The sequence below is a fragment of the Hahella sp. HN01 genome, from assembly GCF_018986435.1.
In the GTDB taxonomy this organism is placed as follows: Bacteria; Pseudomonadota; Gammaproteobacteria; order Pseudomonadales; family Oleiphilaceae; genus Hahella.
Genome location: NZ_JAHMIN010000005.1, coordinates 105681 through 125378, shown reverse-complemented (window position 1 = coordinate 125378; position 19698 = coordinate 105681). Strand labels below are relative to the sequence as shown.

Here is a 19698-nt window from a genome sequence, read left to right as displayed (position 1 = left end):
AGGGATTAATAAGGCCGATAGGTGCTCATGCACTGGGCGATGTGATTGGACGCGTCATTGATACACTCGAAGAACTGGCGTTGCTTACCTTTTGCCTGCGAGCATTCGCGCTGGGTCAACTTGCTTTCGATGCGCTTCAATTCAGGCATGCCCTGATCGTATTGCGCCTGCGTCATGTGGCCGGAGTTCAGGTTTTTCCTGGCGACGTCGCGCATGCTCGAGAGCCAGTCTTTGCCATTGCTGATGGATTTAGAACAGAAATCAGACCCTAATGCTTCCCCGGACGCAGAACCCTCATCGTCTGTAGCAACAGGCGCCGCATCCTTTTTGATTTGCTCCTGCTTCTGCCCCGGACAGGGACGATCCGAAAACGTCATATTGCCCGACGCATCCGTACACTTATAGATACCCGCATTCGCCATCCCTGAACACAACAAGAAAATCACCGCCAACTTCCGCATTTCCAACTCCAAAGGCTCAGTCCACGCCGCTCCTAACGAGCAGCCTTACAAACTAACCAGAATAGACCATCAATTCCAGGATACAAATAAACGCGGAAACACTCGCCAAACGGCTACTTAGCGCCCTTCCATTCACCAATGGAAGCACGACGCTCATCGTCATCCGCTAACGCGTGACTGCCGACCAGCCTGCAGGGTTCGCATTGGTAGGGGAATAACCAGAGGTCGCCGCCCCTCTCAATAGAATGACCTGTCCGCCAATCTCCACCGCACCCCGGACACCTGCGTTTTTCCTCATGTTTGCGTCGGCCCCAATACCGAAAGAGAAAGTAGTACGTAGGTACGCCGGTAGCGTGTTCAATGAGCCGGCAAACTTCCTTCCCAGCCAAAGTCAGCGCACTATTGACGTCGGCAAGTTCCTTGTAGGTTTCTGACTCAAGCACAGCGGATCTCATCCAAATCGAGTCACACTGGCGGTAATTCCGCTGCCAGAAATAAGCCTGCTCACGTTCGTCTGCATCGAAAGGGACAGTGTACAGGGTGATATTTTCTCCATTGTCGCCCCGATATAACGGCGACTCGCCGCCATTATCGAGCGTATGCAAGTACAGGAATGGCGCGCCTTTCCACGAGGCTTCTTTCTTTGGCGCGTTATCCTCCAATATTTCCCAAACTGGTTCACCACCGAAATATCGTTTAAGCCCTTCCAATAAACTCAAACCATAACGGTTATAAAACCTCAGCTCCGTGGCGCTGGGTCCAAGCGTATTAACATATGCGCAAACAAGCCCCTGCTGAACTGCACAGACATAATCGTCTACATTCACCTGCCCATTATGTGCAAGCGTAGAGAGAAAGTTGAACGCCAGCTCCAGCGCCTCATCTTTATCGTCATTAACCAGCGAACCGAAGGTTACTTTATGTAGAATCAAGACTCTCTCCTTACCAGGCTTTACCGCTCCTAATAACTATCGGCCTGTCCACTCGCCAATGAGTGCGAGGTCGTCATCATCCATTTCGACGCCTGCGCCGGAAACAAGACGGCAAGGGTCACATTTGAATGGGAAAAGCCAGTATTCGCGTCGTCCATCAAGCGGCTCTGAAGTACGCCAACGGCCACCGCAGCCCGGGCATTTGCGATGCGCTTCATCCTGGCCACGCCCCCAATAACGATACAGAAAATAATAGGTAGGCAGATCAGTCGCCAACTCTATTAGTCGGCAGTATTCCCTTCCCATCTCGGACAGTTCGCTATTAACATCCGTCATCTCCTTGTAAGCGGGTATTTCAAGAGAGCCGCTATCTATCCAGAGCTGATCATGAGCTTGATACGACAAGTTCCAACGGTAAATATTTTCCCTGACTTCGTCAGACACAGGAAGGTGATAAAGCGGAACCCCTTTGCCATCACCTTCTCTCCGTAGAGAAGCCCCTTCAGCAAACATATCCGTGGCTAGAATCAGCGACGAAGAAGTACGCCAATCAAATTCTTCTTCCTGCATATCCTCCAAACACTCCCAGTGTGGATGAGTGCCGAAAAGTGCATTTATCTTCGCCAAACAATCAAGCCCAAACTGACTATGATGTTTACGATGCATGGCTTGTGCGCCCTGAAGGTTAGCGTATGCATGCAAAGCTCCGTTTTGGGAAACGATATAATAATCACCAAATATTTGACCATTTTTCAGCATAGCCGCGAGGTAATTTTCAAAAACCTCCTTGGCTTCCGTCATGTCAAAGTCCCTGGAAGCGTCAGGTCTAAAACTTATTTTATACAGCACTATTATTTTCTCGAAGAGCGTGAGATAGAGAGGTAATAACGGGCAGAATGAACCATTAATTCAATAGCTAACTGAGAAAGGCTTTGTAGACGAAATAGCAAACGAATCCCACGACAACCCAAAACAGTATCCCAAACACAAACGCAAATAATCCTTCCGGGTCGGCATGTTTACCGGCGAATAGCCGATGGATCAGATATCCCGGACCTTTGATCAGAAACTCCATCACGAAATAGAACACGCCTTGCGCAATGACGCCCAGCAGTCTAAGGAGAAGGACAAGTATATCTTCCATCGAAATACCACATAGAATTGAGGAATATAAAGGCTACGCTATTTCCCGATACATCACATCCGTGCGCAGCACATATTTAACGCCGCTTTCGACAGTGGAGCCTTGATGCATTGTGGCATGGGGAAATACTACCACGGAGCCTTTTTCGGGTTTGATTTTGTCCCAGCGGAAGGCGATTTCTCCACCTTCGTAGTCTTCATTCAGAAAGATCAAGAATGACAGTAGACTCGCTTCTTTCTCGCTGCGGGCGTATGAGCCATCGCGATGCCATTTGAAGTACTGGCCGGGTTCATAGCGATAGAAGCGCAAGCGTTCGTTCAAGCCGATCAGTTCCCAGCCGTCCACTTCCTGCGGCAGCATGGCTTTGATTCGGTTGAAGATATTATCCGCCATGACGGCGTCGTCAAAAATAACGCGATCGTTATTACGGATATCTTTGTACATCTGCGACCCGCGCGCGGTTTGAATCTCCGCTTCGTCGTATCCCATTGCTTCACTGTCGGAAATATAAGCGTCGCACTCTGGCGGCGTTAGAAACCCTTGAATGGCGAAAACGCCTGCACCGTATTCGATTTTTTTCATGTCGCCAACTCACTCCTATGACTACGCGGCGAATGCCCAAATGGGCGGTAGGAGTTTGTATTATCCTGTGGCGGACAGGGAAAACCATACGCATAAGCCGCCCACAAAGGGCGGCGATAGGATGAGGAATAAGAAGGGTAATCAGTCTGCCGATGCTTCCGTTTTCGCCTGCAGTTGCGCCGCTATCTCCACGTCTTTGGCCAACACTTCGCTGAAACTGCGACGACCGGTGACGCGTTTGATGTAAGCGTCGATGACCTCCGTGCGCGGAACCAAACCAAACTGAGTACACCAGTGGAACGCCATTCCCCACAATACATCCGCCGCCGAGAACTTCTCGCCCAGAATATAGGGCCCGCTGGCGATACGCTCGACGATCGCGTTCAACATGACGTCATAATCCGCATAGGGACTGGTGTCCCGCGGCGCTGGGTCTCTTTGCATCGCTTTGTCCACCACCGCCGGCTCAAAACAGCTGGCGTAATACACCATCCAGCGTAAATAAGGCCCGCGCAATGGATCATTCAACGCTGGAGCCAGGCCTGCCTGTGGAAACAAGTCAGCAAGATAAAGAAAGATCGCCACCTGCTCCGTGATCAGCGCATCGCCATGCTGCAGTGCAGGGACTTTGCCCAAGGGGTTCACCTGCAAATACTCATCTCGGCGATTGTCGCCATTACGAATGTTGATCAGTTTCACTTCATAAGCCGCTTCCAGCTCCTCCAGCAATACCATGGAGCCTGTGGAACGGGTCTGTGGGCAGTGAAACAACGTGATTTTCGAATCAGAAGCCATGACGCATATCCTTTTGGTTGGGAAATAAACTCAGTGGCATAATACGACCCCATACCTGTCAACTTTTGTCAGGTTTAAAATAAAAATTTGCAGCAGGTTTGTTATGCGCGCCAGCCGTCTCCTGACCATCCTTATGACCCTTCAAGCCCGCGGCCAGACCACCGCGCCGGTGCTGGCGAAGGAGTGTGGCGTGTCTCTGCGCACGGTCTACCGCGATATAGAAACCCTGAGCGCACTGGGCATCCCGGTTTATAGCGAGCGGGGCGCTGAGGGCGGATACCGTCTTCTGGACGGCTACCGCACCCGGCTCAACGGACTGTCGTCGCAAGAAGCAGAGGCCCTGTTCCTGACCGGTTTATCCGGCCCAGCCAACGATATGGGTCTGGGCGCCGCCGTCTCCGCCGCCCAGACGAAACTGTTGGCGGCCCTGCCTCAGGAACTGCGTTCCGGGGCGGAGCGCATGCAATCCCGGTTTCATCTTGACGCCCCCGCCTGGTTCGCGGAGTCAGAACATCCAGATCACCTCCGGGACATCACCCAGGCAGTCTGGGAACAACGAACGGTCGAGATGCGCTACCAGAGCTGGAAAGGAGAAAAGCAACGTCGCGCCGAACCACTTGGCGTCGTCCTGAAAAGCGGTTCCTGGTATCTGGTGGCGCAGGTCGATGGCGACCTCCGCACCTATCGCATTTCCCGCATTCAGGAGCTAAGCGTCTCCACCACTCGTTTTGAACGCCCAGTGGAATTCGATCTGGCCGCTTATTGGCGCGCCAATACTCTCCGTCTGGAAGAGGAGCTGCACACCTACGTCGCTGAAGTGCGCCTATCCGAAAAAGGCGTCTGGATGATGGACGCGCTCAACTCGCCCTATGTGCGCGCCGCCACCTTGTTAGACCCCACTCCAGACGCACAAGGCTGGCGTAAAGCCACACTGCCCGTTGGCGCCCTGCGTCAGGCTTGTGTGGAATTATTGCGGTTCGGCGCTGATCTGGAAGTGCTGGGACCGCCGGAGTTGCGGGAAAAAATGGCGAGTATCGCGGAGGAGATGGCGCAGTTGTATGCGCAATCAAAGTAGAACTTTATATAGAGTAACTATTCTATCCCAGACATTAAGAGGAAATGGAACCTTGAAAACAAAAAAGCTGCTCCCCTGATGGTCAGCAGCTTTCAATCAAACCCGCTTAAACAAAGACGGTATCAGGAATCTGGATTGGCTTTCCAGTACTCAACAATCCGCTCGTTCGCACTGAAGCTATCGCCAAGCTTGTATTCGATCTTGGTTCCTTCTGTAAGACCGTCAAACTTCAAGCTGGAATCCAGCTTCACCATTTTGACGTCGGAGTCTTTGTTAAAGGTGGACCAAGCCCTGACCAAGCCCAGGCTATGAGAGCCTTTATCAAACTTGTATACATATCCGCTGTATACCATACCGCCCTCATTCGGAGCCGCAGAGCTAAACGCGGAAATAACCAACAATGAGGCGAGTGCGCCCATCTTTACAACTTTATTCAACACAGCCTTCCCCTCCTGCTGACGAGTACGCTTTACATTCCAAAATATATACCTTCCGCACCGGCATCTCTAGGTATTATTTGTTGCTAAAGTGACCACAAGATCCCAATTATCCATTAAATTACAAAATTCCATCATTTCGTTGCAATCGGGCATAAGTCCGAGCGCTCACAAAAGGCTCGACCAGTTGGCGTTTTCATGATGAGGGATATGCCCACAATATCCTGTAAAAACCACCCAAACCCCATCGGATATAGTCTGTATTAGGGATACTCCACGCCTTCCTCAGCATGCACAATTTCCCGACGGCTTTAACCAGTTTTTCATATTGCTGTGAAAAATTAGGGCCGCGTTCACACCCCATTTACTGAACAGGATGAAATGGGGATGCCTCATTGAACAATAATTAGAAAAGGACTCTTTAAAATCATGCATAAACTCTCATTTCTGACTGGCGGCTTGCTCGCCGCTTCGCTCAGCCTGACCGCTAACGCTGAATATTGCCCTGACTACGACAGCGTGCTGCACGCGCCCGGTTTGCAAAAGCCGGCGCAGAAGTCGTTTCACCACTGGGGAAACCGTCTGCTCGCTTCCTTGAACAAGCCGTTCCATATGGTCCATGACCAGATCGTCAAAGCCGGCGACTCCGCCACCATGGTGGGCAAATTCGATTACTCCGCCCTGTTCCACAAAGATCTGGAGGACGAGGACATTCATGTCTACGTCTACGGTACCGGCATGTCCGGTTGGGAATACCTGGGAGAACATCGCACCAATAGCGACGGCAAGATTTACGTCAACATCAACAAGCCTGAAGGCGATTATGTGGTGCGCATGGTGGTGGAAGGCGACCAGACGGAAGCATCCGGTTACCTGACGGTGGTGCAACCCGGCCGTAAAACCGTGCTTTTCGACATCGACGGCACGCTGACCCTCAACGACTTCGAAGCCATTGGCGACTACCTGGGCACAGACACTGCGGAAATGCACAACTACGCGGCGGAAGTGGTGTGGGACTATGTGGAGAAAGGCTATCAAGTGGTGTATCTCACCGGTCGCCAGTACTGGATGGCCAAAACCACCCGCAACTGGTTCAACACCAAAGGCCTGTTTCAATGGCACCTGCGCACGGACAGCAACGCGGAAAACCCCGCCAGCCCACAAACTCAGGCCTATAAAACCGCTTATATCCGCCACCTGCTGAATGACGTGCAGTTGGATATCGTGCGCGCCTACGGTAACGCCGCCACCGATATCGCGGCCTACTCCGACGCCGGTTTGTCAAAGGCCGAGACTTACATCATCGGGCCGGAAGCAGGCCAGGAAGGCACTCGGGCGATTGACGGCGATTACGCCTATCACTACTCCACGGTTGTGACGGAAACGCCCGCCGCGGGATGCGAGTGGCGATAGTCAACGATCCCTAAGCAGTCATAAGCAGGGAAGCCTTTGCTTCCCTGCTTTCACCTGATCAGAGTGGGAACGAAAACTCCTATTCCTCCTAAACCGTGAACGTCAGGACTTATCCAGCTCCCGCAAAAAAATCTCCATAAAAGCGTCCACCACCGCCGGGTGCTTGCCGGTAATCAGATTGCCGTCCACGAAGGTGTCCACCGCCTGATTATTCTCTACCTGCAATATCCCGCCAGCGTTACGGACATCGGCAACAATATTGTGCGCGGCGGTGACCTTACGACCCTGCAGCAGAGCTGGATCTGCCGTGAATAACCAGAGCGAGTGGCATATAGCGCCGATTTTGATGCGATCGGTGGCAATAATCTGGCGCAAAAACTCCACCGCCGGGGCATGGGAAACACCATCTTCGCTCAGCTCGGTTTGATAGCGCAGGCGATCCATGGCGTAGCCGCCGATCAGGATAACGCCAGCATATTGCGACAGATCCGCTTGAGTGATATCCGTCTTCACCACCACTTGGCGCTGGTGATCGTTGCCGTTAAAAGTCAGCTCAGACTGCCCCCACAAGTATGACATGAACACCACTTCGTAGCCGTGGGCGGGAAAATATTGCTGGAACGCCACCAGCTCGGTTTCATCAAAATGTTCTTCCACCAGCACGCCGATTTTGCCTTTGTAGTCCCCCGTCACCGGCGGCGTCTGCACTGTGACTTGCGGTATTTCTACTGAGGAAGCGGAAGAAAAAAGCGAGGCGGACAGCGTCAGCGCCGCCAGCAGTAGGGTCGTCGATCTTAAAAACATGGGTTAATTCCTTTCTATCCAAATATGCGGACGAACGCCCCGCACACAGGGCGCTCGTAGAGAGCATCAGGCGGGCGTCAGCCTGACTTTGACGCTCATTTCCTGATGATCGCGAGGCAGCGTCACCGTCAGGTTGGCGGGGTCGAAATCCTCATAGAGTTCGCCGTTCACCCACACTTTGTCGATCTTCACGCTGCCTTGGGGCAGGATGTCCGGCTGCACTCGCAACAGGTTTCCGGTAAAACCGTTCGCCTGCGGCCTGAAGTAAAGATCCATGGGTTGCTTCAGAATCAGCAGCTTGTTGTACACCGCCGACAGATAGGCCAACTCAAACGCGTGATATCCCGCCATGGAGTGGCTGCCCTTGCTGCGTTCCATCCCTTCCACATAGGGCTGTCCGCCCGCCAATACGTTGAAGTACACGCCGCCGTCTGCGCGATCCAGGAACCAGGCGTTGTAGAAAGCGGAAGATTCTCGCGCCAGTTGCAGATAGTCAGGATTGCCAGTCACGCCCGCCAGAATCTGATAGGCCAGAATGCCCTGCTCCTGCTGCCACCAGGCTTTGCGATCATGGAAAGCGAAACGGTGCTGACTCTGACCGTCATCACGCTTGCGATCCACCACGTCATACCAGCCGCCGCGCTGCAAGTCAGCGCCGTATTTCGGCATGGCGTCGCCCAGGGTTTGCGCCAGCTCGGAGTAGGACGCCTTCGGGCGCAGGTTGTTCATGCGCATCAGGTTCCAGGCGATTTTCAGATCATGGCCGATCACCGCCCGATCCTGCTGCCATTTGTAGCCGGCGTCCACGGACCAGTCCGCGAAAAAGCGCTCGTTGACGAAGGGACTCTCGCTCACGCTGGGGAAGCGGGCGACGATAGTGTCGAAGGTATCTTCCAGAAAGTCGGCGTATTCCGTCCTGCCGGTGGCCAGCCACAGGTTGATCAGATACGCTGGCGCGTGATCGCCGACGGAATTCCAGTTCTTCTTGCTGCGATTATCGCCCAGAGACTCCGCATGAGGACTGAACGTGCTTGAGTCGATATGGGAAAAATAGCCGCCCTGAGCGCTCTTGTCCCGATAGCGATCTTCAAACAGAGCGAGCGTTTTCTCCACATCCTGCAGAATGGCGCTATCGCCGGTGATGCGGTAGGTCTGCACCGGTCCCGCCAGATCATAGATCTGCTCGTAACAGGGAATGGCGTTGTAATCGTCGGAAAAACGCGAGCCCGCAAAGGTTTCAACGCCGTTTTTGCCATTAACGTCCAACGCATGCAGCCAATAGAACTGCTCGCCCTTGTTCACCTGAAAGTTGGCGCGCAGGTATGCTGTTCCCTTCTGCGCCGCCTCCCAGTAGCGATCCTCCCCCGTCATCATGTACGCGGTGGCGAAACCGTATATCAGGCGCGATAAGGTGGCAGCTTCCTGAATGCCGTCACCCAGTTTATCCCCTTCAAGAGACAGGTTGGTGCGATAGCGTGTGTAATCGATGGGACCATCGCCAAACTCCGCCTGCAGATAAAAATCCGCCAGTTCACGGATCTGACGGCTCCACCAGTCGCTTTGTTCAAAGACGTATTGGTTATCCTGACTTGTGGGGAAAACCAGATGGGTCGCTTCCAGAGCATACTGACCGCCATCGGGATAAAACACGCCATAGGCGTATACGTAGCGGCCCTGGGTCAGCATGACGTCCAGCTTATCCGTGGCGTTCTTGAACTCCTCCCCGAGGTTGCGCACGAATTCCGCATAAGCGTTATCGCCGATTTTCACGGACAGCTCGTGGCCATTGCGGGTTTTCATGGCGAAGGTCTTATTCGTGCGGTCATATCCGTTCACGTAACCGGCGACCAGATCGGAAAAAGTAAATCCCGTGCGTTCCGCCATGGATGACGCAGAGACTACAGCGCTTGCCGCCTGCGGCTCATTCGCCGCCACGGCCAGGCTGGATGTGAAAAGTAATGGAGAGAGTGAAGCAGTAACAACGCAGGCCAGTATCTTCTTCTTAAACATATTATTCTTTCGTTTTCTTTTCGTTTAACGTCAACAACTACCAATGTGCTATAAACAAAAATCCCTATCGCTCCATCTCCCTGGAAGCGCCTGAAAACTGCCTGTTTTCACCGGCTGAACCGGTCTGATCCCCCTGTCTGCGCACCCACGCAGGCGCTTGTTTGAAGATATGAATTGCTTACAACGCAGAAATAAGTCTGTGAGGACAACGCGCTCCGCCACCGACCGGCGCAACGCGTCGCTTATGTATTTACTAAACCTGGCATTAACCAAGTATGGTAATAACCAAACCTGGTATTAACCGGTCTAAAGTCCCAGTGTCAGCGGGGCTGTCGCCCTTTACACGGATTGATTCTGGTACGCTCCAGCGCTGTAGTGCAGCTCGTAGGAATGCGAATAAATTTCCACGATGTTGCCGAACGGGTCTTCCATGTAGACCATTCTGTAGGGCTTTTCACCCGGAAAATATTCCCGGATCGGCATTCTTTGCTTGCCGCCCAGTTCGACGATGCGCTGAGCCAGCCCTTCCACATCCGGGTCCTGTACGCAGAAATGGAACACGCCAGTCTGATAGGGGTTGAACTCGTGGCGGGGCGTTTTGTTTTGCGGGAATTCGAACAGTTCTATTCCGATGCTGTCGCTGGTGGACAGGTGGGCGATTTTGAAGGAGCCCCAGCCTTCGCCGAATACGTCGATGCACATGGCGCCAATCGCGGTGTCCTTTTCTTCCTTGACCTCCGTGACGTCCATGATGACGTACCAGCCCAGCGCCTGTTGATAAAACTCCAGGGCTTTGGCGATATCGGGAACGGATATCCCAATGTGGGAAAAGGCTCTTGGATATCTTTTTTCCATCTGTTGACCTCAATGTTTTGTTGCTCGCGCCCGCAGGCGCATTTCACATAGAAATGAGAAGCAGAAAAACAAGTCGGCCGAACTTTTTCTCTTAATTATATCGCAGAGCGACTGCGATCTGAGAGCATCATAGGCAGGGCTAAGTGGCTGATCAAGTAGGCACTTTTTGGTAAGCATCCTCTCTTCCGCCAGCGATTCCAACTTGCATAGCAGGCAGGATCGCCGTTAAACCCGCGCCTCTGCTGACTTAAGTGGAGATGGGTGGGAGCGACTCTGTTTGCGCCGATTTTTTCAGATCGAACTGCGCGATGGCCCATTCATGCATCTGCTCCAGAATGGGAAAGATGCTGTGGCCACGCTCCGTCAACTCATACTCCACCTTGGGAGGCGCTTCCGGGAAAACCGTCTTCACGATGAGTCCGTCTCGCTCCATTTCCTTGAGCTGCTGCGTCAGCATTTTCTGGCTCACTCCCGGCACGATACGCTCCAGTTCCTTGAATCGCATTTTGCCCAAATGCAGGTGCCACAGTATCAGGCACTTCCATTTGCCGCCCACCGCCGCAAAGGCGATCTCCACCGGGCATCGATAGGGTTTGTCATTCCAGGTATACATGCGTCCCTCGGCGAACTCTCTCGGTAACCAAAATCCGAATGGTAATACAGGGTTAGCGCGATCACATCCTCCTAAGGCAGTCTCTTTTCAATCATTTTCTACTCCCCCTTGACCTATGTGTTACTCCCAGGTTTTACACTAAGCTTAAATTCATCGACGCAGACAATGGGAGATGCCGGAACATGACGGGTTTACAACTGAAAGTCAGCGAGATGGCGAAACGCAGCGGGGTCACCGCAGACACCGTGCGCTTCTATACCAAACAGGGTCTTTTGAAGCCCAGGCGCGATCCGGACAACGGTTACCAACTCTATGATCGGGACGACCTGCAAAAGCTGATCTTCGCCAAAAAGGCGCGGCAATTAGGGTTCAGCGTCAAAGAGATCAATCAAATCATGCTTCAGGCGGAGGATCATCACTCCCCCTGCCCGATGGTGCGACGCTTGTTTGAAGAGAAGTTCGCCGAAGTGGAACGCCAGATCGCCGAACTCACTCAGCTCAAAGTCCGTATGCAGGAGGCGATGAGCGCCTGGGAGCACATGCCTGACGGCGATCCCAACGGCCACACCATCTGCCGGCTGATCGAATATTGGGAACAAGAATCCAACGTATAAGACTAAGCTCTGATAACGGAGGCTGACATGAACCAGACACTATCGGAACAAGGCGCGCTTATCGCAATCCAAGGCGCCGGTTGCCAAAGCTGCGTGAAGAAAATCAAACACGCGCTGACCCCTCTGACCGACACAGACAAGGTGTCGGTGGATCTGCAACAACAAACCGTCGCCATCGACGCCGCCGTGGATATTCCCGCCGCGCTGGAGGCGATCCGCCAGTTAGGCTATCCGGCGGAGCTGAAAGAGAACCAGCAGGATAAAGAGAACAAACGGAATAACGATGGCGCCGCTGACGACCATTGCGAACTCAACACCGAGAAACTGGAATCCTCACCGGAACAAAACGCTTCACCACCGTCGACAGGTCAGGCTGGCGTCATCCAATTAAATATCACTGGAGCCAAGTGCGCAGCCTGCGTCAGTAAAATCGAGCAGGCGTTGCAGAACGTTCCCGGCGTCGCCAGCGCCTCCATGAACTTCGCCGACCGCACCGCTGCAGTGGAAGGCGATGCCGATACGGACGCATTGATTCAGGCGGTCGAGCAGGCCGGATACGGCGCCACCCCGGCGACGGATGACGCCGCTGATCAGGAAGCCAAGGAGAAGGCGGAGCAGGCCTACTACAAGCGGTTGCTGCAAAATATGTGGCTGGCCCTGGTCCTGGGCGTCCCCTTGATGGCCTGGGGGCTGTTAGGCGGGGAAATGATGGTGCAGACGGGTCTCAGCCAGTTCGCCTGGTTGGCGGTCGGCCTGATCACCTTGGGAGTGATGGCGAAATCCGGCGGCCACTTCTACACCGGCGCCTGGAAAGCCTTCAAGAATCATTCAGCCAACATGGACACGTTGATCGCTACCGGCACCGGCGCCGCCTGGCTGTACTCCATGGCGGTGGCGGCTTTACCCCAGGCTGTGCCGGAAATGGCGCGGCATGTCTACTTTGAGGCCTCCGCCATGATCATTGGTTTGATCAACCTGGGTCTGGCGCTGGAAGTGCGCGCCCGCGGTAAAACCTCCCAGGCCATAAAACGACTGCTGGACTTGCAGCCCAAAACCGCCCGCGTCATTCGCGACGGCGACGAGAAAGACATTCCCATTGAGAACGTCCGTAAAGGCGACCTCCTGCGCGTGCGCCCCGGCGAAAAAATCGCGGTGGACGGCGAGGTGCGCGATGGTAAAAGTCTGGTGGACGAGTCCATGCTGACCGGCGAACCGATTCCTGTGGAGAAAAAACAGGGGGACAAGGTGTCCGCCGGCGCGCTCAATAAAACTGGCTCCATGACCTATGTCGCGGTGAAAGTCGGCAAAGACACGGCGTTGGCGCAAATCATCGCCATGGTGAAAAAAGCTCAGAACGCTAAACCCCCGCTGGGACGACTGGCGGACAAGATTTCCGCCGTGTTCGTTCCTGTGGTGCTGATCATCGCCGTCATCGCCGCCCTTGCCTGGTATAACTTCGGTCCCGATCCCCGGATCGCGCATATGCTGGTGGCGGCGACCACCGTGCTGATCATCGCCTGTCCCTGCGCTCTTGGGCTGGCGACGCCCATGTCGGTGATGGTCGGCGTCGGCAAGGCGGCGGAGGCTGGCGTACTGATCCGCAACGGCGGCGCCCTGCAGCAGGCGGGCGAGCTGGCCACTCTGGTGCTGGATAAAACCGGCACTATCACCGAGGGCAAGCCTTCCGTGCTGGAGATTCAGGCGGTCGACGGACGCGATCAAACTGAACTATTGCGTCTCGCCGCCAGTCTGGAGAAAGCCTCCGAGCACCCTCTGGGCATGGCGATTGTGGAATCCGCTCGCGAACAGTCCCTGACCTTGAGCGATCCCGTCGACTTCCATAGCGAATCCGGTCAAGGCGTGACCGGAGTGATTGATGGCGTCACCGTGCTGCTTGGCAATCGCCGCTGGATGGAGACCAATCACATTGACGCCAGCCCGCTCAAGGAAGCGGCGGATAAACTGGCGGAACAGGCCGCCACACCGCTGTTTATGGCGACCGATGGCGCACTGGCCGGGGTCATCGCTGTGGCGGACAAGATCAAATCCGACTCCCGCGACGCCATCGCCCGTCTGCGCGAACGCGGCCTGCGCGTCATCATGCTGACCGGCGATGTGAAACGCTCCGCCGAGGCTATCGCCAAACAGGTGGGTGTAGATGAAGTTATCGCCGAAGTGTTGCCGGAAGATAAAGCGCGCGTGATTCGCGACCTGCGCCAGAAAGCCGCGCAGGGTGAATTGGTGGGCATGGTGGGCGACGGCGTCAACGACGCTCCGGCGCTGGCCGAGGCGGACGTAGGCTTCGCCATCGGCACCGGTACGGACGTAGCAATTGAAAGCGCCGACATCACCCTGATGCGCGGCTCCCTGCACGGTCTTGCCGACGCCATTGAGGTTTCCCGCGCCACCGTGCGCAATATCAAACAGAACCTGTTTGGCGCTTTTATCTATAACGCGCTGGGGATTCCTGTGGCGGCCGGATTGCTGTATCCCCTGCTCGGCGTGCTGATGAGCCCGGTGCTGGCCGGAGCCGCCATGTCCATGTCGTCGGTCACGGTGGTCAGCAACGCCAATCGCCTGCGTCTGTTCAAAAGCAGCGCCGCCAACGCGCAGCATCAACAAGAGGAGAAAGCGGCATGAGTATTCTGGTCAACCTGCTCGGCCTGGGCGCTATCGCTTTTGTGATCTATTGGTTCTGGCTGTGGCGGCCGCAAAGCGCCGCGCGCAGCGCCGGCGGCGCCATCGAAATCACGGTGGCGGACGGCGTGTACAGTCCCAATCACATCGAAATACCCGCTGGGGAAAACGCCACCTTGCGCTTCCTGCGCAAAGACCCCAGCCCCTGCGCCGCCATGGTGATTTTCGACGGCCTGAATATCAGCGAGGAGTTGCCGGTCGGCCACGCCAAGGACATCCGCATTCAGGCGCAGGAAAAAGGCGTCTATAAATTTAACTGTCAGATGAACATGTACCAGGGATCGCTGAAAGTTGTCTGATCGCCAGCGATGAATAGCATGAGCAACAAGGAGCCAATCATGATCTCAAATATCTCAACCTTGCCGCGCCGTCTCAGCGGCGTCCTGCTGGCGCTGAGCGCTGGATTCGCCGGCGCGCAGCAGGCCGCAGCGGAAGAAATGACCGTCTACAAATCGCCCACCTGCGGGTGCTGCAAAGTATGGGTCGATCACGTCAAAGCCGCCGGGTTCGACGTCACTGTGCATGAAACCCGCGATGTGTCGCCAGTGAAGCAGCAGGCGGGATTGGCGCCGCAGCTCGCTTCCTGTCACACCGCATTAGTCAATGGTTATCTGATCGAGGGCCACGTGCCGGCGGCGGATATTCAGCGTTTGTTGCAGGAAAAGCCTGACGCCTTGGGTCTCAGCGTTCCAGGAATGCCCGCCGGGGAAAATGTGCCCGGCATGGAGGTTCCCGGCGTTAAAGCCAAGTTTGACGTATTGCTGGTGAGCAAGGACGGTGGAGCCGTTCCCTACAGTCACTACGAATAAGCCGCGTCACTCGCCGATGGGGTGATAATACAGCCGCACGGTGTCGCTGCGGCTGGCGATGATGCGCCCGCCGTCGAAGGGCTGCGCGGGCGTGGAAATACGTTCGCGCAACAGCGACAAATCAAACTCACAGGACTGCAACTCGCCGTTGCGCATGTCCACTTCCGGAGAGCCAAACGTCAGCGCATCCACTACGGCGCCGACCAGACGCGCGCTCATATCGGCCAGGAAGCCACTTTCTGCGCCGTCCTGTGAGGCGATGATGTCCCCTACTTTGATTTCCGCGTACCCTTCCGCCGCACCGGCGCCGTCTTCCCTTCCCAATACTTCGGAGCGGGTGTAATACTGCCGACGGCCGTTGCTATAGTCGCAGCGTCCGCGCACGGTGTAACGGATCTGATCGTCTTCGCCCAGAGGCGCCCACTGTAACGCAATACGGTCGCTACGCGAGGCGTATTCCATCTGCGCGGCGGGAGAAGCCAAATGAATCGCGGGAGGGAATTCGATAGAAGTGGTCAAACCCACCAATTCGCCGGGGCGAGCGCTGACATCAGGCAGGCCGGAGGTGAACCAGCTTTTGTCCTGCGCCGCGGCCACATCATATTCCACGCTGAAATAAACGGTGTCGAATTCGGACGCCACATCCAGGAGCCCCTGGTAGTCGCCGCTGAGGTTTTCCAGCGCATTCAGGCGCACCTTGTCGATGGCGCTCTCGGCGACAATCACATCGCCGCCCACCAGGGGCTGCCGTACGCTATCCTTGAAAATTACCGCGCCCACCTGCGCCTGCGCGCCGGAAGCGGGTAAGTTCGCCTGCACCAGCGCCGCGATTCCTTTTTCCGGAATCTTCGGCGGCTGCGCGGTTGATTCATCGCCTCCGCAACCATACATCATAGATATGGCCGCGACGATGACAGCTCCGCGTAGTATCCCTGAACTCATAGCCTTGCCTGTTGTTAGCGGAGTATCCATCAGTTAATGATGGTATGAATTCCGTCAGGGGCAAGTCGAAAAGCGCCCGACGGCGATAAACGCCACATCATATCATGGGAGTATTCATGCTGAAAAAGTTACAGGCGATCTTTCAGGAACTGGCCGCTGACGCGCGCATGCCGATCAAGCAACCGGCGTTGGAGCGGGTCACCGCGGCCCTGTTGATACAACTGGCCAGAGTCGACCAGCACGTGGATAACGCGGAACTGCAGGTGGTGGAAAAGTATGTGCGGCAGGCCTTCAATGTGGACGGCGCCGAGTTGACCGAGCTGATGGAAGCCGCCGCCAAAGAAGCCGAGAGCGCCACCTCTTTGTATGAGTTCACCTCGCACATCAACGAAATCTGCTCGCCCCAGGATAAATACAGCATCATTCTTAACTTGTGGCGCGTGGCTTTCGCTGATGGCCAGTTGGACAAGTACGAAGAGCATTTTGTTCGACGGGCGGCGGAACTGATCTATGTGCCCCATGCGGAGTTCATTCGCGCTAAACTGGAGGCGCAAGAACAAGCCTGAGCCGCATGGGAGGGAAAATAATGACCCAACCTAAACTGACGGTTTACTACGACGGCGCCTGTCCCCGCTGCGTCCGCGACCGTCGCAATTATGAAAAGCTGGCGGGGGACCGCGCCGCCGATGTGTGCTGGCTGGACATCACCGGCCGCGATGACGACCTGCGCCGCGAAGGCATCGATCCCCACGCCGCCATGACAGAGCTGCACGTACGCGATGAAAACGGCGATGTTCATCGGGAACTGGACGCCTATATCCTGCTTATGCGTCGTACTCTGCTGCTGCGTCCCCTGGCCTGGCTGCTGAGCCTGCCCGGTTTGAAAAGCTGGTTGTCCCGCTGGTATCGCCGCAGTGTCATGCAACGCCTGCAGAAAAGCGGACGTGTTTAAAGTTCGGCTTTAGCGATGACGCTCAGACGGATTCCTGCGGCCAGACAATACGCTGATACAACGCCAGCAACTTGCGCCCTTTTTCTGGATTGATTCCCGCCATATACGCAATGCGCCCCCTCAAGTGCGCCGCCCAGTGCTCGTGGCTCTGGCGATTCTGTCCAACGGGACCGAAGCGCACGCAGTTATGCAGCACCGCTTTCAGTGCATCGTAGTCCTTGCGCGGAATATTGGCCTTGGCGTTCACTACCACGCCTCCCACCTGCTGACGCGCGCCCTGCCCGATCACCGCGTTTTTGCGCGTGTTCAAAACGAAACCTTCTTCCAATGCGATAGCGCCGACCAAGGCTTGTAAGCGCGTTATCGCGCCGGGACTCATCGTCGGCCCCGATAAAACGAAATCATCGGCGTATCGACTGTAACGCCGCCCCATACTGTCAGCCAGCGCGCTCAGGCGCCGATCCAGATGAGCGGCGGCGAGGTTGGCGAGCGCCGGAGAGGTTGGCGCGCCCTGAGGCAAGTGCGCACGGCGGAATAGTTCATCGCCGCGTTCAAGATGACGCGCCGCCGGATGGCGAAGTATCTCGTTGGGCGTGACATGAGAGCACAGCTTACTGAGCAGGCGAGCGACCTGATGACCATATCCAAGACGCCGGAACGCGCGATAAATCTGTGCATAATTCACCGACGGAAAGAAGTCCTTGAGGTCGAACTTAAGCAACAATGGCTGCCCGATATGGACGCGGGCGTGAGTCAGGCTGGAGCGCTCTGCGCGAAAACCATGAACAGCGTCGTGCAAAGGCAGCGGAGCGAGAATCTCCTGATGAATACGCCGCTGCACTGTCTTCAACCAGGATTTAGGGGCTTCCAGTAATCTGGCGCCGCCACGGGGTTTATCCAGCCAGCGATAACAGTAATGTCCCAATCTGGATGACGCCCTACCCGGTTCCCCACGGGCCTGCGTCAGCCAGTTCAGGTCCTCCGGGGTCAAATGCAGCCAGTCCAGCAGGTCGCCAGCGCAACGCAACGCCGGCAATCCCCATTGCGCCGCCGGAGAGTCTGGCGGCAGTTCCTGAGGCGACGGCAAAAATATATACCGCACCTGAACCGGGTCGGAAGATAAGGCAAGCCCCCGCTGAAAGCCCCGGTCAGCCAGAATGGCTTCCGTCAGAGTATAGGCGGAGGTAGTTTCCCAAGCCCGATGGAACCGCGTCCGCATTCGGCGCGTCAATGGCGAAAGCCAGCCAGGGTGTTGCGCCAGGGACAGAGCGGCGCGTTGATTCATTTCCCGCGTTATCGGCGGGCCGGATTGGTATGCGTCGGCGAGGCGGGCGGCCAACCAGCGGTCATATCTCATCGCCAAAAAATCCCTGGAGAGTATTGGACGCTAAAAAGGGAAAGAGGACGACGCTCCAACCCTCCTCCCGTGGTCGATACCGTTCTACGCCTTGGCGTAGGGCGGTATGGACGGCGATATGTTCAGTCAACATGTAACCCCGGGGTAGCCCCGGAGCAACGGATCAGGCCCGGTCGCGCCGGTTCCGGATCACGCTCGCTTGAAGCGTCGTCGCAGAGCAAGGTAGAGGACAACAAACGCACTTGTCAACGCTGGAAGCGCGACGCCAAGGGGATCAACGCACCCGTGGCGAGTCCTCGTAACCTTGATACCAGAGACCTTCGCGATGCAAAGGGGTTCTTTCAGGCAGGATAGGATTGGTCAGCATGTACACTTCGCGGTGCGCCAGCTTGGCTTTATTCAGCAGTTCGCCGTGGTAGTAGAAAAACATATCGTCGAAGGAGCCGTCCGCCAAGGCGCGCAGCAGACCTTCTTCGATCAGCGCCTCCAGTTCCTTGTTATCCGGAGCGACGAAGTAGTAAAAGGCGGTGGGATAGCGCAGTAGCTTGGTCTGTTCGATGGCCAGCCCCATTTCCCGATGGTTCTCCAGCTCCGCCCAGATTTCCACGATAGAGCGGGGAAACAGATCCACGCGGCGGCGCGCCAGCATATCGAAGATGGTTTCGTAGTTGGGCGTGCCCAGCACTTTGTAGCCGTTCATCTGCAGGATTTTGGCGTCCGGCCAGTCGTGGCCCTGCACCATCAGAAACTGTTTCATGTCCTGCGCGGTCATGGGGCGGCTGAGGCGCTCCACGTCGCTTTCATTGATCAGAAAGATGCGCCAGCCGATCAGGCCTTTGTAGATGGGGATGCGCACCGGCAGCAATTCCTTTTCGCGCTCGTCGGAAGTCATACTCCAGACCACATCCAGATTAGAGCCGGAACGCAACAGTTGCAAAGCGCGCCCCTGATTCATCAACTGATCGGTGGGAACCAGACTGTAGTCGACTTTCATTTTCTGAAAGGCGAGCTCAAGCAGCTTCAGCGGATACTCGGTCCGCTTATCCACATCCGCCTCAGGTCGCGGATATCGCACCACTATGGTTTCCGCTGCAACCGCGAGCGTCATCAACAGTAACGCGGACGCCACCGCCCAACGTAATGTACGCACAAACTTTTCCCCGTCCGGCTAGACTAAAAATCCCCATAGTTAAGCATAGACAAAAG

General features: G+C 55.6%; 22 protein-coding genes. 8 read left to right on the top strand and 14 right to left on the bottom strand.

Translation table 11 applies throughout. From position 1 onward, the window contains the following. Positions 1 to 5: 5 nt before the first annotated feature. The 6 genes from KP814_RS06700 to KP814_RS06675 form a co-directional block, all read right to left on the bottom strand. Entirely contained in the window at positions 6 to 461 is a 456-nt protein-coding gene (locus KP814_RS06700) for a DUF4124 domain-containing protein (RefSeq protein ID WP_216736031.1), read from the bottom strand. A gap of 113 nt (positions 462 to 574) precedes the next feature. Then, positions 575 to 1393 carry a DUF2310 family Zn-ribbon-containing protein gene (locus KP814_RS06695; protein ID WP_216736030.1) on the bottom strand — a complete coding sequence of 273 codons (819 nt, stop codon included), beginning with the start codon at positions 1391 to 1393 and terminating at the stop codon, positions 575 to 577. 36 nt (positions 1394 to 1429) lie between these two features. Beyond that, on the bottom strand, positions 1430 to 2242 hold the full coding sequence (locus tag KP814_RS06690) for a DUF2310 family Zn-ribbon-containing protein (RefSeq protein WP_371824040.1): 813 nt from the start codon (positions 2240 to 2242) through the stop codon (positions 1430 to 1432). Positions 2243 to 2309: 67 nt separating this feature from the next. Then, the gene (locus KP814_RS06685; protein WP_216736028.1) at positions 2310 to 2537 is read right to left on the bottom strand and encodes a hypothetical protein; all 228 of its coding nucleotides are present in this window, start codon (positions 2535 to 2537) and stop codon (positions 2310 to 2312) included. A gap of 33 nt (positions 2538 to 2570) precedes the next feature. Next, the gene (locus tag KP814_RS06680; RefSeq protein ID WP_216736027.1) at positions 2571 to 3119 is read right to left on the bottom strand and encodes a 2OG-Fe(II) oxygenase; all 549 of its coding nucleotides are present in this window, start codon (positions 3117 to 3119) and stop codon (positions 2571 to 2573) included. A 141-nt stretch (positions 3120 to 3260) separates the two neighbouring features. After that, the gene (locus KP814_RS06675; RefSeq protein ID WP_216736026.1) at positions 3261 to 3914 is read right to left on the bottom strand and encodes a glutathione S-transferase family protein; all 654 of its coding nucleotides are present in this window, start codon (positions 3912 to 3914) and stop codon (positions 3261 to 3263) included. A gap of 103 nt (positions 3915 to 4017) precedes the next feature. Here KP814_RS06675 and KP814_RS06670 point away from each other — a divergent pair, with 103 nt between their 5' ends. After that, positions 4018 to 4989, top strand: coding sequence for a YafY family protein (locus tag KP814_RS06670; protein ID WP_216736025.1), 972 nt, complete (start codon positions 4018 to 4020; stop codon positions 4987 to 4989). A gap of 122 nt (positions 4990 to 5111) precedes the next feature. Here KP814_RS06670 and KP814_RS06665 read toward each other — a convergent pair whose 3' ends face one another. Further along, complete coding sequence (locus KP814_RS06665; RefSeq protein ID WP_216736024.1) at positions 5112 to 5429, bottom strand: hypothetical protein; 318 nt, start codon at positions 5427 to 5429, stop codon at positions 5112 to 5114. A gap of 426 nt (positions 5430 to 5855) precedes the next feature. Here KP814_RS06665 and KP814_RS06660 point away from each other — a divergent pair, with 426 nt between their 5' ends. Beyond that, complete coding sequence (locus tag KP814_RS06660) at positions 5856 to 6839, top strand: lipin/Ned1/Smp2 family protein (RefSeq protein WP_216736023.1); 984 nt, start codon at positions 5856 to 5858, stop codon at positions 6837 to 6839. Positions 6840 to 6941: 102 nt separating this feature from the next. Here KP814_RS06660 and KP814_RS06655 read toward each other — a convergent pair whose 3' ends face one another. The 4 genes from KP814_RS06655 to KP814_RS06640 all read right to left on the bottom strand — a co-directional run bounded on the left by KP814_RS06655 (position 6942) and on the right by KP814_RS06640 (position 11121). Continuing rightward, positions 6942 to 7643: a DJ-1/PfpI family protein gene (locus KP814_RS06655; protein ID WP_216736022.1), complete on the bottom strand. Its 702-nt coding sequence runs from the start codon at positions 7641 to 7643 to the stop codon at positions 6942 to 6944. A gap of 66 nt (positions 7644 to 7709) precedes the next feature. Continuing rightward, a complete protein-coding gene (locus KP814_RS06650; RefSeq protein WP_216736021.1) occupies positions 7710 to 9653 on the bottom strand; it encodes an AGE family epimerase/isomerase in 1944 nt (647 codons plus the stop codon). Between the two features lie 339 nt (positions 9654 to 9992). Further along, the gene (locus tag KP814_RS06645) at positions 9993 to 10508 is read right to left on the bottom strand and encodes a lactoylglutathione lyase family protein (protein WP_216736020.1); all 516 of its coding nucleotides are present in this window, start codon (positions 10506 to 10508) and stop codon (positions 9993 to 9995) included. Positions 10509 to 10755: 247 nt separating this feature from the next. Further along, complete coding sequence (locus KP814_RS06640) at positions 10756 to 11121, bottom strand: helix-turn-helix domain-containing protein (protein WP_253938213.1); 366 nt, start codon at positions 11119 to 11121, stop codon at positions 10756 to 10758. A 182-nt stretch (positions 11122 to 11303) separates the two neighbouring features. Between KP814_RS06640 and KP814_RS06635 the strand changes: the two genes are divergently transcribed. Genes KP814_RS06635 through KP814_RS06620 form a run of 4 tightly spaced genes read left to right on the top strand, consistent with a single transcriptional unit; the run spans position 11304 to position 15241 of the window. Next, the gene (locus KP814_RS06635; protein ID WP_216736019.1) at positions 11304 to 11735 is read left to right on the top strand and encodes a MerR family transcriptional regulator; all 432 of its coding nucleotides are present in this window, start codon (positions 11304 to 11306) and stop codon (positions 11733 to 11735) included. A 27-nt stretch (positions 11736 to 11762) separates the two neighbouring features. Then, positions 11763 to 14375, top strand: a complete 2613-nt coding sequence (locus tag KP814_RS06630; protein ID WP_216736018.1) for a heavy metal translocating P-type ATPase — start codon at positions 11763 to 11765, stop codon at positions 14373 to 14375. Next, the gene (locus KP814_RS06625; protein ID WP_216736017.1) at positions 14372 to 14731 is read left to right on the top strand and encodes a cupredoxin domain-containing protein; all 360 of its coding nucleotides are present in this window, start codon (positions 14372 to 14374) and stop codon (positions 14729 to 14731) included. Before KP814_RS06630 ends, KP814_RS06625 begins: the two co-directional genes overlap by 4 nt. Positions 14732 to 14770: 39 nt before the next feature. After that, a complete protein-coding gene (locus KP814_RS06620; RefSeq protein ID WP_216736016.1) occupies positions 14771 to 15241 on the top strand; it encodes a DUF411 domain-containing protein in 471 nt (156 codons plus the stop codon). 6 nt (positions 15242 to 15247) lie between these two features. On the opposite strand, the gene KP814_RS06615 is transcribed toward KP814_RS06620, so the two are convergent. Then, positions 15248 to 16183, bottom strand: coding sequence for a hypothetical protein (locus KP814_RS06615; RefSeq protein WP_216736015.1), 936 nt, complete (start codon positions 16181 to 16183; stop codon positions 15248 to 15250). A gap of 116 nt (positions 16184 to 16299) precedes the next feature. Between KP814_RS06615 and KP814_RS06610 the strand changes: the two genes are divergently transcribed. Further along, positions 16300 to 16749, top strand: a complete 450-nt coding sequence (locus tag KP814_RS06610; protein ID WP_216736014.1) for a TerB family tellurite resistance protein — start codon at positions 16300 to 16302, stop codon at positions 16747 to 16749. A 20-nt stretch (positions 16750 to 16769) separates the two neighbouring features. Then, the gene (locus KP814_RS06605) at positions 16770 to 17135 is read left to right on the top strand and encodes a thiol-disulfide oxidoreductase DCC family protein (RefSeq protein WP_216736013.1); all 366 of its coding nucleotides are present in this window, start codon (positions 16770 to 16772) and stop codon (positions 17133 to 17135) included. A 22-nt stretch (positions 17136 to 17157) separates the two neighbouring features. Here the strand turns inward: KP814_RS06605 and KP814_RS06600 are convergent, their stop codons facing one another. Together KP814_RS06600 and KP814_RS06595 are read right to left on the bottom strand one after the other, a co-directional pair. Then, positions 17158 to 18492, bottom strand: a complete 1335-nt coding sequence (locus tag KP814_RS06600; protein ID WP_216736012.1) for a reverse transcriptase family protein — start codon at positions 18490 to 18492, stop codon at positions 17158 to 17160. Positions 18493 to 18766: 274 nt separating this feature from the next. Further along, on the bottom strand, positions 18767 to 19642 hold the full coding sequence (locus KP814_RS06595) for a transporter substrate-binding domain-containing protein (RefSeq protein ID WP_216736011.1): 876 nt from the start codon (positions 19640 to 19642) through the stop codon (positions 18767 to 18769). Positions 19643 to 19698 lie beyond the last annotated feature (56 nt).

What these genes read in the sequence shown, in the direction of transcription:
- KP814_RS06645 (WP_216736020.1), bottom strand. Translation starts at nt 10,508, where the DNA reads ATGGAAAAAAGATATCCAAGAGCCTTTTCCCACATTGGGATATCCGTT.
- KP814_RS06670 (WP_216736025.1), top strand. Translation starts at nt 4,018, where the DNA reads ATGCGCGCCAGCCGTCTCCTGACCATCCTTATGACCCTTCAAGCCCGC.
- KP814_RS06605 (WP_216736013.1), top strand. Translation starts at nt 16,770, where the DNA reads ATGACCCAACCTAAACTGACGGTTTACTACGACGGCGCCTGTCCCCGC.
- KP814_RS06610 (WP_216736014.1), top strand. Translation starts at nt 16,300, where the DNA reads ATGCTGAAAAAGTTACAGGCGATCTTTCAGGAACTGGCCGCTGACGCG.
- KP814_RS06625 (WP_216736017.1), top strand. Translation starts at nt 14,372, where the DNA reads ATGAGTATTCTGGTCAACCTGCTCGGCCTGGGCGCTATCGCTTTTGTG.
- KP814_RS06640 (WP_253938213.1), bottom strand. Translation starts at nt 11,121, where the DNA reads ATGTATACCTGGAATGACAAACCCTATCGATGCCCGGTGGAGATCGCC.
- KP814_RS06700 (WP_216736031.1), bottom strand. Translation starts at nt 461, where the DNA reads ATGCGGAAGTTGGCGGTGATTTTCTTGTTGTGTTCAGGGATGGCGAAT.
- KP814_RS06620 (WP_216736016.1), top strand. Translation starts at nt 14,771, where the DNA reads ATGATCTCAAATATCTCAACCTTGCCGCGCCGTCTCAGCGGCGTCCTG.
- KP814_RS06600 (WP_216736012.1), bottom strand. Translation starts at nt 18,492, where the DNA reads ATGAGATATGACCGCTGGTTGGCCGCCCGCCTCGCCGACGCATACCAA.
- KP814_RS06615 (WP_216736015.1), bottom strand. Translation starts at nt 16,183, where the DNA reads ATGAGTTCAGGGATACTACGCGGAGCTGTCATCGTCGCGGCCATATCT.
- KP814_RS06685 (WP_216736028.1), bottom strand. Translation starts at nt 2,537, where the DNA reads ATGGAAGATATACTTGTCCTTCTCCTTAGACTGCTGGGCGTCATTGCG.
- KP814_RS06655 (WP_216736022.1), bottom strand. Translation starts at nt 7,643, where the DNA reads ATGTTTTTAAGATCGACGACCCTACTGCTGGCGGCGCTGACGCTGTCC.
- KP814_RS06675 (WP_216736026.1), bottom strand. Translation starts at nt 3,914, where the DNA reads ATGGCTTCTGATTCGAAAATCACGTTGTTTCACTGCCCACAGACCCGT.
- KP814_RS06635 (WP_216736019.1), top strand. Translation starts at nt 11,304, where the DNA reads ATGACGGGTTTACAACTGAAAGTCAGCGAGATGGCGAAACGCAGCGGG.
- KP814_RS06650 (WP_216736021.1), bottom strand. Translation starts at nt 9,653, where the DNA reads ATGTTTAAGAAGAAGATACTGGCCTGCGTTGTTACTGCTTCACTCTCT.
- KP814_RS06680 (WP_216736027.1), bottom strand. Translation starts at nt 3,119, where the DNA reads ATGAAAAAAATCGAATACGGTGCAGGCGTTTTCGCCATTCAAGGGTTT.
- KP814_RS06630 (WP_216736018.1), top strand. Translation starts at nt 11,763, where the DNA reads ATGAACCAGACACTATCGGAACAAGGCGCGCTTATCGCAATCCAAGGC.
- KP814_RS06660 (WP_216736023.1), top strand. Translation starts at nt 5,856, where the DNA reads ATGCATAAACTCTCATTTCTGACTGGCGGCTTGCTCGCCGCTTCGCTC.